At 69.0% G+C, this 16,248-nt stretch carries 16 protein-coding genes (1 of these 16 cut by a window edge); 7 read left to right on the top strand and 9 right to left on the bottom strand.

Features of this window, described 5'->3' with window-relative positions; all coding sequences use genetic code 11:
* Positions 1-23: 23 nt before the first annotated feature.
* From QE385_RS08670 to QE385_RS08660, 3 genes are read left to right on the top strand one after another with little or no spacing between them, the layout of a single operon-like run.
* On the top strand, positions 24-392 hold the full coding sequence (locus QE385_RS08670; protein WP_307100934.1) for a hypothetical protein: 369 nt from the start codon (positions 24-26) through the stop codon (positions 390-392).
* Positions 382-1,902, top strand: coding sequence for a DUF2779 domain-containing protein (locus tag QE385_RS08665; protein WP_307100932.1), 1,521 nt, complete (start codon positions 382-384; stop codon positions 1,900-1,902). Before QE385_RS08670 ends, QE385_RS08665 begins: the two co-directional genes overlap by 11 nt.
* Positions 1,903-1,912: 10 nt before the next feature.
* Positions 1,913-2,233: a hypothetical protein gene (locus QE385_RS08660; RefSeq protein WP_307100931.1), complete on the top strand. Its 321-nt coding sequence runs from the start codon at positions 1,913-1,915 to the stop codon at positions 2,231-2,233.
* Between the two features lie 21 nt (positions 2,234-2,254).
* On the opposite strand, the gene QE385_RS08655 is transcribed toward QE385_RS08660, so the two are convergent.
* The gene (locus QE385_RS08655) at positions 2,255-2,626 is read right to left on the bottom strand and encodes a hypothetical protein (RefSeq protein WP_307100929.1); all 372 of its coding nucleotides are present in this window, start codon (positions 2,624-2,626) and stop codon (positions 2,255-2,257) included.
* A gap of 193 nt (positions 2,627-2,819) precedes the next feature.
* On the opposite strand from QE385_RS08655, the gene QE385_RS08650 reads away from it, so the two are divergent.
* Entirely contained in the window at positions 2,820-3,731 is a 912-nt protein-coding gene (locus QE385_RS08650; RefSeq protein WP_307100927.1) for a crotonase/enoyl-CoA hydratase family protein, read from the top strand.
* Here the strand turns inward: QE385_RS08650 and QE385_RS08645 are convergent, their stop codons facing one another.
* A complete protein-coding gene (locus QE385_RS08645) occupies positions 3,732-5,693 on the bottom strand; it encodes a bifunctional diguanylate cyclase/phosphodiesterase (RefSeq protein WP_307100925.1) in 1,962 nt (653 codons plus the stop codon).
* 118 nt (positions 5,694-5,811) lie between these two features.
* A complete protein-coding gene (locus tag QE385_RS08640; protein ID WP_307100923.1) occupies positions 5,812-6,057 on the bottom strand; it encodes a hypothetical protein in 246 nt (81 codons plus the stop codon).
* A gap of 182 nt (positions 6,058-6,239) precedes the next feature.
* Between QE385_RS08640 and QE385_RS08635 the strand changes: the two genes are divergently transcribed.
* Positions 6,240-8,609: a membrane-bound PQQ-dependent dehydrogenase, glucose/quinate/shikimate family gene (locus QE385_RS08635; RefSeq protein ID WP_307100921.1), complete on the top strand. Its 2,370-nt coding sequence runs from the start codon at positions 6,240-6,242 to the stop codon at positions 8,607-8,609.
* Between the two features lie 19 nt (positions 8,610-8,628).
* Here QE385_RS08635 and QE385_RS08630 read toward each other — a convergent pair whose 3' ends face one another.
* The 5 genes from QE385_RS08630 to QE385_RS08605 form a co-directional block, all read right to left on the bottom strand.
* On the bottom strand, positions 8,629-9,567 hold the full coding sequence (locus QE385_RS08630) for an amidohydrolase family protein (protein WP_373424650.1): 939 nt from the start codon (positions 9,565-9,567) through the stop codon (positions 8,629-8,631).
* A 121-nt stretch (positions 9,568-9,688) separates the two neighbouring features.
* Positions 9,689-10,462: an SDR family oxidoreductase gene (locus tag QE385_RS08620; protein ID WP_307100919.1), complete on the bottom strand. Its 774-nt coding sequence runs from the start codon at positions 10,460-10,462 to the stop codon at positions 9,689-9,691.
* Positions 10,459-11,370 (bottom strand): Brp/Blh family beta-carotene 15,15'-dioxygenase, encoded by a 912-nt coding sequence (locus QE385_RS08615; RefSeq protein ID WP_307100917.1) that lies wholly within the window; start codon positions 11,368-11,370, stop codon positions 10,459-10,461. Before QE385_RS08615 ends, QE385_RS08620 begins: the two co-directional genes overlap by 4 nt.
* Complete coding sequence (locus tag QE385_RS08610; protein WP_307100915.1) at positions 11,367-12,080, bottom strand: bacteriorhodopsin; 714 nt, start codon at positions 12,078-12,080, stop codon at positions 11,367-11,369. The genes QE385_RS08615 and QE385_RS08610 overlap by 4 nt, the downstream gene beginning before the upstream one ends.
* A gap of 159 nt (positions 12,081-12,239) precedes the next feature.
* Complete coding sequence (locus tag QE385_RS08605) at positions 12,240-12,755, bottom strand: DUF882 domain-containing protein (RefSeq protein ID WP_373424649.1); 516 nt, start codon at positions 12,753-12,755, stop codon at positions 12,240-12,242.
* 200 nt (positions 12,756-12,955) lie between these two features.
* Here QE385_RS08605 and QE385_RS08600 point away from each other — a divergent pair, with 200 nt between their 5' ends.
* On the top strand, positions 12,956-14,386 hold the full coding sequence (locus tag QE385_RS08600) for a L,D-transpeptidase family protein (RefSeq protein ID WP_307100914.1): 1,431 nt from the start codon (positions 12,956-12,958) through the stop codon (positions 14,384-14,386).
* A gap of 138 nt (positions 14,387-14,524) precedes the next feature.
* Positions 14,525-15,445 (top strand): DUF1080 domain-containing protein, encoded by a 921-nt coding sequence (locus QE385_RS08595; protein ID WP_307100911.1) that lies wholly within the window; start codon positions 14,525-14,527, stop codon positions 15,443-15,445.
* 13 nt (positions 15,446-15,458) lie between these two features.
* Here QE385_RS08595 and QE385_RS08590 read toward each other — a convergent pair whose 3' ends face one another.
* Positions 15,459-16,248, bottom strand: the 3' portion of a protein-coding gene (locus tag QE385_RS08590; RefSeq protein WP_307100909.1) for a type 1 glutamine amidotransferase. Its footprint extends 53 nt past the window's final position; only the last 790 of its 843 coding nucleotides appear in the window; its start codon lies beyond the right edge, outside the window; the stop codon is at positions 15,459-15,461.

Here is a 16,248-nt window from a genome sequence, read left to right as displayed (position 1 = left end):
TCCCGCAACACCCAGGAGGAACGATGCCGACCCTGCCCAGTCCCGAGGAGACGCGGATGGATGCCGTGATCCTGGCGATGCTCGACCGAGAGCGCGAACTCTATCCCTCGCAGATGTTCGCCGTCCTGCGGCGCGACCATGGCGACCTTCCCCTCCGGCGGACCCGCGCGGTGCTGGCGCGTCTGTTCGCCGAGCGGCGCGTGGCCCGGTTGTGGCAACGTTATCTGCTGCCCCGCGACATAGAGGCCGTCCGCGCCGACTGGCTGGCCAGGATCGATCGCCATGCCGCGCTGCTCGATGCCATGGAGGATGACGAGGCGTCGGATGACGCGCGCGACATGGTCCGCCGCTGGACGGGATGGGGTGTGGAGGGCTGCGACTTTGCCTCGTGATCGCATGGTGATGACGCCCGCCCGGCTGGCCGCCTTCGAACGCTGCCCGCGCCTGTTGTGGCTGATGCGGTTTCGCCCCGATGCGGCGTCGGTCGAGGAAAATGCCGAGGCCGATGCCCGCCGCGCCGCCGCGCAGGCGGTCAAGGCCGAGGCGCAGCGGCAATGTCCCGGCGCGACGGTGATCGATCATGGTCGGGGCTGGCCCGCCGCAGTCGCCGCGACACGCGCCGCCCTGGCCGCGCGGCGCCCGGTCCTGAACGCCGCGTTCGAGCGCGACGGGCTCTGCGCGACGATCGCCATCGCCATGCCCGCGAGCGACGACCGCTGGCGCCTGATCGACGTGCGCAGCGCGACCAAGGCCAAGCCCGAGCATCTGGGCACCGTCGCGACCCAGTGCTGGGCGGCCGAGGGGAACGGGCTGACGATCGCCTCGGCGGCGGTCCGTCACCTCGACCGGGAATTCGACCTGCCGCCCGGCGGCGACCTTTCGGGCGTCTTTGCGGAAGCCGATGTGACCGATCGGATCGCCGGGGTCGTCGCCGAGCGATCCGCGACCCTGGGCGGCGCGCGGGAGGTGCTGGCGGGCGACGAACCGCAGACGTTGCCGGGCGATCAATGTCGGGCGCCGCATCCGTGCGGCTTCCACGCGCATTGCAGTGCCGGCCTGCCGCCCGGCCCCGAATGGCCGGTGTCGATCCTGCCGCGTGGCGCGGGAAAGCGGTTCGCGGCACGCGGCGTCGACGATCTGACCCGCGTGCCCGTGGACGAACTCCGGTCCGATACCGACCGGCGGATCCAGCGGGCGACGATGACGGGCGCCGTCGAGCATGATCCGGCGGGCGCGGCGGCGGCGACCCGCGACTGGGCCTATCCCCGCATCTGGCTCGATTTCGAAACCGTGTCGCGCGCGCTGCCGGTCTGGCCGGGCAGCCGCCCCTATGAACAGGTGCCGTTCCAGTTCGTCGCCGATATCGAGGAGGCCGATGGCCGCATCGCCCGCCGCGAATTCCTGTCGCTCGACGGCCTTGATCCGCGTCGTGCCTGTGCCGAGGCGCTGGCCGCGCTGCCCGCCACCGGCGTGGTGATCGCCTGGCATGCCAGTTTCGAGCGCGGGGTGGTCGAACGGCTCGCGCTGTGCTTTCCCGATCTGGCGGCACCGCTGACCAGCCTGGCGGACCGGATCGTCGACCTGCTGCCCGTCGCGCGCGATCACTGGTATCACCGCGACCAGCGCGGCAGCTGGTCGATCAAGGCGGTGCTGCCGACGATCGCGCCGCATCTCGACTATGCCGGGCTGGCGGTGAAGCAGGGTGGCGATGCGGTCGAAGCCTATCTGGAGGCCAGTGCGCCCGACCGCTCGCCGGGTCGCCGCATGGCGCTCGACCAGGCCCTGCGGCTCTATTGCGGGCGGGATGTGGAGGCGATGCGGGTGATCCATCGTCGCCTGATCGAATCCGCGACTCCGACCGGCGGGGCGGTGGTCTGGGCGAAGCACGGGTCGGCATGCTAGGGCGCGCGCCATGTCGAAATCCCGAAACAATGCCGGTACGGTCGAAGTCGATGGCGCCCGATATGACTGGCACCTGCACAGCGAACCCCATCAGTCGGATGACGAGGGCTGGAAGGGCATGACGATCGGGCTTCTCCAGCACGATGCCAAGCGCGAAGCCCTGGTCGAATTCCCGCCGCCCAAGCGGCTGTTGAAGGGGTTGCCGCGCGGCCGCCTTCAACTTGACGATGCGACGATCACGCGCTGCGTCCGCGCGGCCCTGTCCGCGGGCTGGGAACCGACGTCGCGCGGTCGGCCGGTGGTGGTCGTGGTCGACTCCGACGGCAATTGATCCGGGGGCGGGGCCTGCCCGTCACGGGCTGGGCGGGGCGCTCTGCATCTCGAAGGTGAACCACGCCCCGTCGGCGTGATCGTATAGCTGCACCATCTGGTCGGCCACCTTGGCGGTGAAGTGGCTGGCGCTGCTCCTGTCATAGCCCCGCGCCGCGTCGTCCTCGACCTCCATATGGATCGCGGCGTCGGCCCCGGTGTCGCGCAGTTCGGGCAGGGTGCCGCCGAACTTCGCGTTGCGCTCTCCGTCATAGCCCTGGAGATGCGGCCCCCGCGCCTCCGCCGCGATCCGAAGATGCCGGGCCGTGGACTGGTCGTAGAGCCCGGCAACCTTCCGGCCGGTGACGAAGGCATGGACCGAGGCGGCGACGATCGCGCGGATATGGGGTTGCATGGCTTTGCCTGACACAAGCCATGGGCGGGATCAACATGGCATCGGCCGCCGGGCGGCCCGCCGATGGGCGGGTGGAGCGAAAATATAATGCGTTAAGTCTTTGTCGGCGCGGCATTTTGCCAAGGGTAGAGGCTGGCCCGCCGGGCTTATCTCCATCGTGCAGCAATGGGCTGCACGACAGAGAGTATGATCCATGACCGCTTACGACATCAATCTGGCCGCCGACCGTCGCGATCGGCCAACCGCCACGGCCGCGGTGCCGACGGCCAGCGCCATGCTTCGCTTCGAGCAACTCGACACCGACTATGACCCGGACACACAGACCCTGTGGACCGATATGCGGGCGCGGACCCGGCCCAGCTTCAACCCCGATCTGCTGCAGGATTTCGTCCGGTGGCAGGACGACATCACCCAACTCGTCGATACGGGGGCGATGCCGATCCGCTATCTGGTGCTCAGTTCGCGCTTCCCCGGCGTCTTCTCGCTGGGCGGGGACCTGCACCTGTTCGCGCACGCCATCCGCACCCGCGACCATGCCGCGCTGGTCCGCTACGGCCATCGCTGCGTGCAGATCCTCTACCGCAACATGCGCGGGCTGGATCGCCCGATCGTCACCATCGCGCTGGCCGAGGGCGATGCGCTGGGCGGCGGGTTCGAGGCGCTCCTGTCCTTCCACGTCGTCATCGCCGAGCGCGGCGCGAGTTTCGGATTGCCCGAGACCATGTTCGGCCTGTTCCCCGGCATGGGGGCGCATTGCTTCCTGTCGCGGCGGCTGGGCGCGGCGCGGGCGGAGCAGATGATCCTCAGCGGCCGGACCTACAGCGCCGAGGAACTGTACGAAATGGGACTGGTCCATGGCCTCGCCGCGCCGGGCGAGGGGCGGCGGATGGTCGTCGACTATATCCGCCAGAACCAGAGGCGGCACAGCGCGCATTGCGCCATCTATGAGGCGTCGCGCGCGGTCAATCCGTTGCCGCTCGAGGAGCTGGAGGCGGTCGTCGACCTGTGGGCGGATGCCGCGCTCCGGCTGACCGAGGGCGATCTGAAACGGATGGAGCGGCTGGTCGCCGCACAGACCCGCCTGCGGGACAAGGCGGCGCGCTGATCAACCGGCCTCGGGCAGGGGATGCTCCTGCCCGGGGTCTGGCGCGGCGACCGCGTGGTCGGTGAACAGCCCGGCCATCTGCTCGGCGGTCATCGGCCGGGCCAGCAGGAAACCCTGCACCGCATCGCACCGCGTCCGGCGCAGCTGGTCGAGCTGGGCAGGCGTCTCCACCCCCTCGACCACGGTCCGCATCCCCAGCTTGGCGGCGAGGTCGACGATCGTCTGGATGATCGCGATCGAGGCGGGATTATGTTCCAGGTCGACGACGAAGGACCGGTCGATCTTCAGCGTCTGGAACGGAAACTGGGTGAGGTAGCTGAGCGAGGAATAGCCCGTCCCGAAATCGTCCAGCGTGGTGCACACGTCGATCCGGTTGAGTTCGGTCAGCGCCGCCAGCGAGCGTTCGACATCGTCGAGCAGGACCGTCTCGGTCACCTCCAGCGTCAATCGCTTCGGGGGCAGGCCGCTGGTGCGGAGCGCGCTCAGGACCGTGGCGGTCAGGTCGGGCGTGCGCAGCTGGACGGGCGACAGGTTGACCGCGACCGTGACCTCGGGCGGCCATGCGCTGGCGGTGCGACAGGCCTGGTGCAGGACCCAGTCGCCGATCGCGACGATCAGGCCGTTCTCCTCGGCGATCGGGATGAACTCGCCCGGCGAGATCGGGCCGAATTCCGGGCTGTTCCAGCGCAACAGCGCCTCGCAGGAGGTGATGCCGCCCTGCGCCAGCCCGTAGATCGGCTGGAAGAGCAGGTGGAACTCACCCCGCTCCAGCGCGCCCTCCATCGCCGCGTCGAGCTGGCGACGGCGTTCGATCTTCTCGTCCATCAGCGGCTCATAGAGGTGGAAGCGCCCGCGCCCGCTTTCCTTGGCGCGGTACAGCGCCAGATCGGCATTCTTCAACAGGGTGTCCGCGTCGCGGCCATCGTCGGGCGCGACGGCCGCGCCGATCGAGGCGGAACTGCGCAGCCTGTGCCCGCCGAACGGCACCGGCTGTCGCACCAGATCGAGGATCGTCGTGCCGATGCTCTCGGCCGTCTCGGTCTGGGCGATATGGCACAGCACCGCGAATTCGTCGCCGCCCAGCCGCGCCACGATGCCGCTGTCGCCGAACCGCGCATCCAGCCGCCGCGCGACGGCGACCAGCAACTCGTTGCCCGCCAGATGGCCGAAGGAATCATTCACCTCCTTGAACCGGTCGAGATCGAGCCAGAGAAGCGCCAGCTTGCCGCCCGATGCGGACAGCCCGCCGAGCCGCTCCTCGAAATGCTCGCGAAAGGCGGTGCGGTTGGCCACGCCGGTCAGGTCGTCGCGCCGCGCCATGCGCGCATGATGCTCGGCCAGCGCGGCCTTTTCCTCGGAGGCGACGGTGGCGCGCAGGATGACGGCATAGGTCTGCTGGGTGATGTCCAGCATCGCGATGACGAAGAGCAGGATAACCGCCGCCATAAGCGCCTTGAGCGGATGCAACGGGATCAGCAGCCCCAGCGCCAGCGGCAGCGAGGCGCAGCAGAGTTGCGATAGCGCGATCAGCGGCCGCCCGGCATTGCGCCCCGCAATCCCCGCCGCATAGCCGATCGCGGTCGTGACGGACAGCAGGTGGAGGACGCCGTCCTCGGTCCGGGTCAGCGTCAGCAGCCCGAACAGACCCAGCAGCGCGGAATAGCTCAGGGCCCCCAGGCGATAGCCGCGTTCCTGCTCGCGCACCGTGATCGATCCGCGCGTCGATAGCGTGTCGATGATACGGCCCAGCCCGACCAGGCCGATGCCGATCGCACAGGCGATCAGCCAATGGTCGTCGCTATACCAGGCGACCACCGCCGCGATCGCGCTGCTGGTCAGCGCCCCGATGACCAAGGAGCGGGGAGACGCATAGAGCGAGTCCACCAACACGGCGCGAACCTGCGACGAGATTTGGTGATCGGCCTGCCGCAATCGCTTCATCCGGAGGATTATGCGTTTCATATCAATCTCCTGACCGGTGACTAACGCATCTTTTCCGGGTGTCGATAGGGCTTTGGTCCTCCCTTATATCTGCGGATGCGGGCGATGGGGCGCCCGGTTCGCCGGAACGCCGTGGTCCCTATCGCTTCAGCCGGGCGGCCAGGGCCAGACCCGCCGCGATCTGGAGCAGGCCATAGGTGCGTCGCCGCATCGGGTGCCCGGCGAACGGGCGGACCAACCCGTCCACCGCGCCGACCCGCGACCGCCACAGCGCGACATGCCGTGTCGGCTGCAACAGGCCCAGCATTCCGTCGCCGATCATGAAGACCGCCGCCATCTCGCCTGCGCGGCGGATGCCGATCCGGCTTGTGCTGGGGTCGATCATGATGGCTCTCCAAAAAGGCCCCAACGCGGCAGATTGGGATCGGTACCATGGCCGATCCGCTATCGGACATTTCGTGACGCGTATCGCATCGGCGGCGCCTCGCCTTTGATGAAAATCAATTTATCTTGGGACTTCAAGACCCTTGGCGCGTTGAGGCGCTTACAGAAACAAGGGGCAAGACGATGGCGCGGATATACCGGCTGGTCCTCGCATGGTGCGTGGCGATCCTGGGCGGCTTCTTTGCGGTGGCCGGGGGCGTGCTCGCATCGCTGGGCGGATCGCCCTATTATCTGGTCGTCGGTGTCGCGATGGTCGCGAGCGGGGCGCTGCTCGGACGGGGGAGCCCGCTGGGACGCTGGCTGTTCGTCGCCATCTGGGTCGGGACGCTGATCTGGTCGCTCTGGGAGGTGGGGCTGGACGGGCTCCAGCTCGTCCCGCGGCTAGTCGCGCCGACCGTGCTGCTCGGCCTCGTGTTGCTGACGGGGCTGCATGGCCGATCCTGGCGGTCGCGCGCGCGCGCGGTGCCCGCGCTGGCGGCGGGGCTGGTCGCGCTGGGGATCGGCGCCTGGGGGCTGCGAGGGCAGGGCGTCGAGGCGCAGCAGGCACCGACCGGCGTCGCGCTGCCCGCCGCGCCGACCGGGGAAGCGGATGGCGACTGGCGCGATTATGGCGGCACCCTGTCGGGGCGGCGTTACTCGGCGCTGGCGGACATCACGCCGCAGAATGTCGGGCGGCTCGAACTCGCCTGGACCCAGCGGACCGGCGACCTGCCGATGGCGGCGGAGAGCCAGGCGCACAAGCGCGAATATCATTCGGAAGCGACGCCGATCCATATCGGCGACACGCTCTATACCTGTACGCCGCATTCCTTCGTCCAGGCGATCGACGCGACGACCGGCAAGACGAAATGGAGCTGGCACGAGGACGCGCCGATCCAGGGCAACAACTATCTGGTGTGCCGTGGCGTCACCTATTTCGAGGCTCCCGAAGGGACGCCTTGCCCGCATCGCATCTTCGCGCCGACCTTCAACGCGCGGCTCGTCGCGCTCGATGCGGATACGGGGCGGCCTTGCACCGGCTTTGCGAACAACGGCGCGATCGACCTGCGCACCAATATGGGCACGTCGCGGCCCTCCGACCAGATCGGCACGACGCCGCCGGTCGTGGTCAATGGCCGGCTGATCATCGGCGAGCGGATCATCGACAATGTCAATCGCGACATCCCCTCGGGCGTGGTGCGCGCCTATGATCCGGTATCGGGCGCGCCGGTCTGGGCCTGGGACGTGGGCCGGTCGCAGGATGCGATCGCGCCGCTGCCCGAAGGCCAGACCTATACGCGCGGCACCCCCAATGTGTGGGGGGCGATCACCGCCGATGCGGCCAACGGCATCGTCTATCTGGGGACGGGCAATGCCTCGCCCGATTACTGGATCGGCTATCGCCGTCCGTTCGACGACCGGTTCGGCTCGTCGATCGTCGCGCTCGACATCGCCACCGGCAAGCTGCGCTGGACGCGGCAGCTGGTCCACCGCGACATGTGGGACATGGACCTGCCAATCGGTCCCTCGCTGTTCGACTATCGCGCGCCCGACGGCCGGGTGATCCCGGCGCTGATCCAGACGACCAAGATGGGGCAGGTCTATTTCCTCAACCGGCTGACCGGCGCCCCGATCGCGGCGATCACCGAAAAGCCGGTGCGCACCGACGGCGCGACGCCGGGCGTGCGCGTGTCGCCGACCCAGCCCTTCTCGACCGGGATGCCCAGCTTCACCCCGCCCGCGCCGACCGAGGTCGCGACCTGGGGCGCGACGCCGATCGACCAGCTCTTCTGCCGCATCGACATCCGCCGCGCGCAGGGGACGGGCATCTATCAGCCGATGGGCCTGCGGCCGATCATCGGCCACCCCGCCTTTGACGGCGTCACTGACTGGGGCGGGGCCGCCGTCGATCCGGTGCGGGGCATCATGACGGTCAACACGATGGAGATGCCGTTCAAGCTGTGGCTGATGCGCCGCGACGACCCGCGCGTCGCATCGCTGATGAAGCAGAAACAAGGCGGCGAGAATGCCAAGCAGGCGCAGCTCCAGACGCAGTACAACACCCCCTATGTCGCGGTGGTGAAGGCGTGGGTGGGAATCTTCGGCGCGCCTTGCGTCGCGCCGCCCTGGGGCCATCTGACCGCGGTCGATCTGGGCACCCGGCGCATCCTGTGGAAGAAGGTGCTGGGCACCGCACAGGATACCGGGCTGTTCGGATCGCATCTGGGCGTGCCGTTGAAGACCGGGGTGCCCAATCTGGGCGGCTCGATCATCACCGCGGGCGGGCTGGCGTTCATCGGCGCGACGACCGACCAGTATCTGCGCGCCTATGACCTGAATACCGGCAAGGTGGTGTGGCGGGCGCGGCTGCCCGCCGGGGCGCAGGCGACGCCGATGACCTATCGCGGGCGCGACGGCCGCCAATATGTCGTCATCACCGCCGGTGGCCATGGCGCGCTGGGCACGCGTTATGGCGACTATACGCTGGCCTATGCGCTGCCCAAGGCGAGCTGAGGGGGCCGGGCGGGCCGCTCTATCCGACCGCGCCGGTCAGCCTTTCCCAATTGCCATGCGCCAACCCTCGCCGTGCCGCCTCGTCGAGCGGGACGGTATCGAGGAACCGGCGCGGGGCCCCGCCGGGCCGGTATTGATAGGGGAAGTCGGTCGAGAAGAGCAGCCGCTCCGGCCCGACGATCTCGAGGCAGCGTTGCAGATAGGCCTCGCTCCACATGCCGCTGCCGGTGACGTAGAGATTGCGCCGGGCATAGTCCGCCAGCGGGCGTTGCAGGGTGAGCGCGCGTTCGAAGACGGCGGCGGTCCGCTCCAGATAGAACAGCACGACCTCGCCCCAATGGCCCAGGATGATCTGGAGGTCGGGCAGCGCATCGAAGACGCCGGCCGCCGCCAGCCGGATCCATTGCAGCCCGGCCTCGTAATGCCAGCCCAGCCCGAAGGCGGCGAGCGCGAGGTCCGCCGTCTCGCCGATCCCCGAATAATTGGCCCGGCGCACCTCGGCCAGCGGCGTCTGCGGATGGATGAACAGCGGCACGCCAAGCGCCGCCGCGCGGGCCAGCAGCGGGCGGAAGTCGGGATGATCCAGATGGCGCTCGCGCGTCCGCCCGCACAACAGCGCGCCCTTCAGCCCCAGCTCGCGCACCGCGCGCTCCAACTCGCGCGGCGCGGCGCGGCGTCCGCGTCGGGCGTCGGCAGCGCGGCCAGCCCCTGGAAGCGGTCGGGATGCCGCGCGCACGCCTCGGCGATCCGGTCGTTGACCCGCCGCGCCATGTCGACCGCGACGCCGGGCGCCAGATTGTGGAGCCCCGGCGTGGTGAGCGACAGGACCTGCACGTCGACGCCCTGCTCGTCCATCAGCGCGATCCGCGCTTCGCCCAGATCGGCCAGCCGCCGCCCATTCTCGCCGCCATCGGCAAAGGCCGAGACGGGGTCGTGCGGCGGCGGGGCCGCCTGCCACGCGTCGCGCACCTCCTGGGGAAGGATATGTTCCTCGATCGCGATCAGACGCATCGGCAGGTCCTTACGAAGAAGGCATTTATAGCCCTGCGCCCGGCGTGCGGGAAGCGCGGCGGCGCGGGTCAGGCATCGCCCGCCTTGCGTTGGGCGGCGGCGCGTTCGGTCAGCGTCTTGAGCGTTTCGTCGAACCGGCCCTCGCGTTCCGCCTGACGCAGGAACTGGACCTCGTCGACCAGGATCTCGGACGGAGTCGGGTCTTGCGCGAACTGCGCGGCGACGGCATCGGCAAAGGCTTCCAGCGGCATATAGCCCGGACGCCTGGCCTGGCCCGGCGTCAGGTCGGTCTGGACGCCCGGCGGGGCCAGTTCGATGACCTCGACCTTGCCCGCCAACTGGGTGCGCAGCGAGACGGTGTAGGAATGGATCGCCGCCTTGGTCGCCGAATAGGTCGGCGTGGCCACCAGCGGCACGAAGGCCAGGCCCGAGGTGACGTTGACGATCGCCGCATCGGGCTGGGCGACCAGATGGTCGATCAGCGCGTTGGTCAGCCGGATCGGGCCGAGCAGGTTGGTCGTCACCGTCGCCTCGGCATCGGACAGGTCGCGTCGGCCGGTCAGGTCCTCGAACCGCATGATCCCGGCATTGTTGAACAGGATGTTCAGCGCGGGGAAGTCGGCGACGATCTGCCGCGCAAAGCTCTGGACGGCGGCATCGTCCTCGACGTCCAGGACCGCGGTATGGATACGCTCCCGCCCCGCCGCCGCGCGGTCCAGCGCGTCCTGCCGCCGCCCGGCGATGATGACGGTATCGCCGCGATCGTGGAACCGGTGCGCCAGCGCTTCGCCGATGCCGCTGCCGCCGCCGGTCATCAGGATCGTATTGCCGTTGGTCTTCATGGGGTTGCTCCTTCCCGCCGGGGCGGGATCATGGTCGGGGGAATCCTCGGCAGGGGAACTCGATACGATCCCTGCCTGTTCCGGGGCCAAAGCGGGCGGCCATGCGTTCGATCGCGGCCAAAGGCGGGGGTGACCAGCAGATGCGGCATGGCCAGTGCCGCGATCGCGGCGAACAGGCCGCGAATACCGCTCGCCTCGACATGCAGGAACAGCGTCACGACCAGCCCGGCGAGCAGCACTGCCGCGCCCAGGATCGGGCCCGTCCGACGCAGATAGGCACGGTGGCTCGCACAGCCCATCCGCCGTCGCCGCTCGTCGGTCTGCGGCAGCGCGTGGAGAAGGAGGAAGCCGACCGAAAACCCGACCAGCGGCGGCAGGAGAAACAGCGCGGCGGTGGTGATCGCCAGCAGCGGATCGCGTCGCCGACCCGCGCGAAGGAACAGCAACCCGCCGGCGACGCCCCCTGCGGCGATCAGCGCGGCCAGGACGGGGGAGGGCACCGGCATGCCGCCCGCCAGCGTCAGCAGCGCTTCATAGCCCCGGGGATGGAGCACCGCCGGTATCGCAATCAACCCGACCCCGAGCGCCCCGCGCTGGAGCCGCGAAATGGCGGCGTCCTCTTCCGCCGCGAAATGCAGCGCGGAGGCGATCAGGAACAGCGGCAGCGCGATGGCGGGAAAGGCGCTCCACCAGGCCAGGCAGATCAGCGACACGCCGCCGTACAGCGCGAGGAAGGATCGTCGCTTTGGGGGAGGCACGACTGCCAGGTCGCTCGCTCCATGCGCCATGCCGATGACGCCGATCGCCAGGATCGCAAAGCCGAGTTGCACGCCCAGCGAACCGAAGGAGGCGGCCAGGGCCGCCCCCGCCAGCACGCCCCGGCCGAGCGCCAGGGCAGGCCGCGTCACGCGCGCGCGTCGCGGTGGTCGGTCCCGGACCGCAGCGCGTCGTCCAGATTGCGGGCCGCATAGAAGGCGTAGACGACCTTCGCGACGACATCCATGATCAGGATCGCCCAGACCGAGGTCGGGTCGGAAATGATCTTCAGCCCCTCCGGCCCGATCAAGAAGACGATCGGATAGAGGAACCAGATCACCGTCAGGAACGCGACATTCTTGCGATAGGCGGCCCCCATCGCCGCGCCGCGTTCGACCGCCATGGCGCGCAGCGGCCCCCAGAGCAGATAGAGGACACCGGCAAAGGCGGCGCAGGACCAGAGATACCAGACCCATTTCAGCACCGGCACCATCGCCAGCGACGAGATCAGCCCGGTCGCGATCATCAGCACGTCAAGGACGATGATCGCGGTCAGATAGCCGCCGACTTCCCCCGTCTGCCCGCGATCATGAAAGGCCAGCAGCACCAGCCCCGCCAGCAGGATCGGCGTCGTCACCGACCAGTCGGCATAGCGCGCCAGATAGACCACCGATCCGTCGATATGGACCAGCGTACCGATCCCGAACGTCATGGCCAGATAGGCGGTGGCGGCGATGAAGGGCACCGTCGCGTGCAACATGGTGTGGTGCAGGGCGGGGGGCGTCTTGCTGCCCTTGGCATAGATGGCGAGCGAACCCAGCGACATGATCGTAAAGCCGACCAGAAATGCGATCCATTCCATCGACCACTCTCCCGTTACGGGACGACGGCAGGCCGACCCTGTCGACTTAACCGAGGTTTGGCGGTGTCGATCCGGCATGACGGAAATGTTAATCGGCGGCGGCCCCGTACCGGCTTGCACGAGGATCGCGGCGCGCGCCCGAACCGGCGGTCGCCCCGGTCAGCTCCAGTGGCGCAAGGGGCCGGTGTCGACATGGACGAAGCCGTCATGCGGATAATAGCCGACCCCGCCGCCACGCAGCGACAGCGCCGCGTCGCGCAGCCGGTTGAGCGGCACGCCCGGAATGGCAATGTCGGTCGCCTTGCCCAGCATGTGCTGGCTCTTGCTGGCGACGCCGTGCGAGCGGGCATGCATCGCGCCGTTGGTCTTGGGGCTGCGATAGCCCGACACCAGCCGCAACGGCTTGTTCGGCGCGATGTCGAGCCGGTCGCGCAGATGGACCAGCAGGTCGAGCAGCCGGGGGTCCATCGTCCGCGTCGCACCGGTCCGCCAGTCGCGCATGGCATGGTTCAGCTCGGCCAGCCCGTCGGCGCGGTAGCGGCCATTGGCGAAGAAGCACACGTCGCAGCGTTCGCGGGTATTGGCGTTGACCAGCGCCAACCGACGCTCCGGCGTGCGCGCCGACACGCGTTCCGACAAGGCCGCCATCACCAGCGCGGCGGTGCCGCCGCTCATCAGGTCTCGGCGTGAAAACAAGGAGTTGGACAAGGTTCGATTCCGTCGAAGAGGGATGGCCGCTTCTACCGCAACAGGGCTTAACACCGTCGCCCGGCCGCATGCCCCTTGTCGCACCGACGCCACCATTCGCCCGATCCGCAGGCTCGGGAGCCGCTTCGCTCCCCGTGCGTTTCAGGAGCGGAATGAGGGAGTTGCACGTGCATAAACGGATGGGGACGTCACTGGCATTGGGCCTGATACTGTCGGCATGCGGTGGCCAGGTCGCTTCGGATCAGAATGCCTCCGCGCAGGCGGACCAGCCTGCGGGCCCCGCGACCTGGAGCGACCGTACCCGGTCGCAGCTTCGTCAGGCGATCGAGGGACGCGTGGCGCATGGGCTCGACCACATGGCGTTCGATGCGACGGCCAGCGACGACGCCGCGCTGAACGAACAGGCGCTGCGCTATGCCGCGGCACTGGCGCGCGGCGCGACCGACCCGACCAAGCTGTACGAGGTCTATACCGTGCCCCGGCCCTCGCCCGACCTGAAAGCCGGGCTGGCCGCCGCGCTGCGTGCCGGTAACGTGACCCAGTGGCTCGACGGCCTTGCGCCGCAGGACGCCAATTACAAGCGCCTGTCCGACGCCTATGGGAAGATGGTCCGCCAGCCGCAAAATCCCGACACCCGGATCGAGGGCAATGGCGAGGCGATCAAGCCCGGTGCGACCGATCCCCGCCTTCCGGCGATCGCGCGCGAACTGGTCGTGCTCGACTATCTGGTGCCCGACGCCGCGCGGGGCGACAGCTATGCGCCTGCGATGGTCGATGCGGTGCGCCGGATGCAGGCCGATTACGGGATGAAGCCCGACGGCATCATCGGCAGCGAGGCGCTCGCCATCCTCAACATGTCCGATGCGGACCGCGCGCGCGCGGTGGCGGTCGCGATGGAGCGGCTCCGCTGGCTGGAGCGCCGCCCGCCTGCGACCCGGATCGACGTCAACATCGCCGCCGCGCGCCTGACCTATTGGCGCGACGGCAAGATCGTCGATGCCCGCAAGGTGGTTGTCGGCGAGCCGGATACCGAGACGCCGCAGCTCGGATCGCCGATCTTCCGGCTGGTCGCCAACCCGACCTGGACGGTGCCCCGCTCGATCGAGAAGAAGGAGCTGGCGAAGAAGGGCCCCGGCTATCTCCGCGCGAACAACATGGTGTGGAAGGACGGCTGGATCGTCCAGCAGCCCGGACCCAAGAATTCGCTGGGGCTGGTCAAGTTCGACATGCAGAACGACCATGCCATCTATCTGCACGACACCCCCGCCAAGGCGTTGTTCGGCATGGTCCAGCGACAGCGCAGCCATGGCTGCGTCCGGGTCGACGACGCGCTGGGCTTTGCCGAGATGCTGGCCAGGGACGAGGGCGTGCTCGACGAATGGCACAAGGCGCGCGAGACCGGCAAGGAGACCTTCGTCAAGCTGCCGCACCAGATTCCCGTCCGGCTGCTCTATCAGACGGTCTTGTTCGACGATGACGGCGAACCGATCGTGCGCAATGATCCCTATGGCTGGGACGACCGGGTCGGTGCCGCGCTGGGCTTCAAGGCGGGCAAGGCCCTGCGGGTCCAGAGCGGCGCGGCCGATGTCGGTCCCTGATCGGCCGACCGCGTCGCCGGGAGTGTGATCCGCCGCCGCGAAATCGGGCTCGCCTGTTAGCGATAACGCGCTATGATCGCTCGACAATCACCGAACGGGTGGGAGAGGGGAGCGATGATGCGGTTCGATCGAGCATGGATGGCGCTGGCCGTCATGGCCACACCGGCGCTGGCGCAGGATTCCAGGGAACAGGCGCGCGCCATCGCAGGCGAGCCGGTGACCGCGCCGCAAAGGCTGCGGCTGGTCGATCTGCCCAAGGCGACGGGCAGGCGGGTCGCACTGTTCGACGGACGCAGTCTGACGGGCTGGTCCCCCTGGCTGGGCTATGCCGATCCGGCGATCACCTATCGCGCCGATCCCGGTGCGCGCCCGATCGGTACCGGTCGCGATACCGGCGGCGATTTCGCGGTCCGGCAGGTGGACGGCGCACCGGCCATCTGGGTGAAGGGGCAGACCTGGGGCAGCCTGGTCCACCGAGCCGATCTGCGCGACTATCATCTGCGGTTGCAGTTCAAATGGGGCGCCAGGACCTGGGCACCGCGCGCGGATCAGCCGCGCAACAACGGCCTTCTCTATCACAGCCATGGCGTGCCCGGCGAGGTGTTCGGCACCTGGCGACCCTCGGCCGAGTTCGAGATCATGACCGGATCGACCGGCATGATCGTCGCGGTCGGGGGCAAGGTGCGCGGGCATACCGATGTCGCCTTCGACCCCAGGCTGATCGCGCCGCACCTGCGCTATCGCCTGGGCGGGCGGCAGGTCGATATCGTCAACGGGACGCCGACCTGGAATGTCGAGGCGACGACCGATGCCGAGCGCCCGGTCGGTGCCTGGAACACGCTCGACCTCTATGTCGTCGGCGATCATGCGGTGCATGTGGTCAACGGCGTGCCGGTCGCCGAGGTGCGCGACCTGGCGACGATCGCCCCGGACGGCTCCCGCCAGCCGCTGACCCATGGCCATATCCAGCTTCAGTCCGAGGGCGCCGAAACCTGGTTCCGGGCGATCACGGTCGAGCCGATCAGGACGCTGCCCCGGATCGTCGCGGCAAGGCCATAGGCAGCAGCGGGGCCTAACCCCGCAAGCCGGGCAGATTGTCGAGGAAATTGGCGATTTCCCGGCGGCGCAGCCCTTCCTCGGCAAATTCCCCATCGACTCCCAGCCGCCAGCGCAGGGTGCGGCTGTCGGGGGCGTCGTGCAGCGCATCGATCTCGGCGGCGCGGGCCCGGACCTGGTCTTCCTGCTCGGCCAGCCCCGCCTCGACCAAGTCGGCCGCCTGCGCCGCGATCGCGATGGCGATCTCGCGCAGGGCGAGTTCGGGATGATATTGCACGCCCCAGAAGACGCCCCGGTCGAAGCGTATCTCGGCGGCCTGCACCCGGGTCACCGCATTGCTCGCCAGCAGCGTGGCGCCGGGCGGCAGCTCCAGCACCTCGTCGCCATGGACCGCCGGGGCGTCCCAACTGGCCGGACGGCCCGCGAGCAGCGGATGCGTCCGCCCGGCTTCGGTGGCGCTGATCCGGCGGGCGATCCCCGCCTCCATCCGCTCGGGCATCTTGCGCACCCGCCCGCCCGCGGCGGCGACGGCGATCTGCAACCCCGCACACGACCCGAAGGAGGGCACGCCCGCGGCAAAGACCCGCGTCATGAAGTCGAGCTGGCGGCGCACCTCGGGCCCGTCGTCATAGACGTGCATCGGCGACCCGGTCAGGAATATGGCATCGAACGCCGCCAGCCGCTCGACCGAGGGCATCGCCCCGTCCTCATCGGCGGGCGAGACGATGCTGGTCTCGACCCCCGGCTGCATCTGCTTCAGGGTTGCGGCATAGGTTTCGCCCGAACTCTTGCCAGCCCGCTTGCGC

The organism is Sphingomonas sp. SORGH_AS_0950 (assembly GCF_030818415.1).
Lineage (GTDB): Bacteria > Pseudomonadota > Alphaproteobacteria > Sphingomonadales > Sphingomonadaceae > Sphingomonas.
This window is presented reverse-complemented; position numbering and strand designations above follow the sequence as displayed.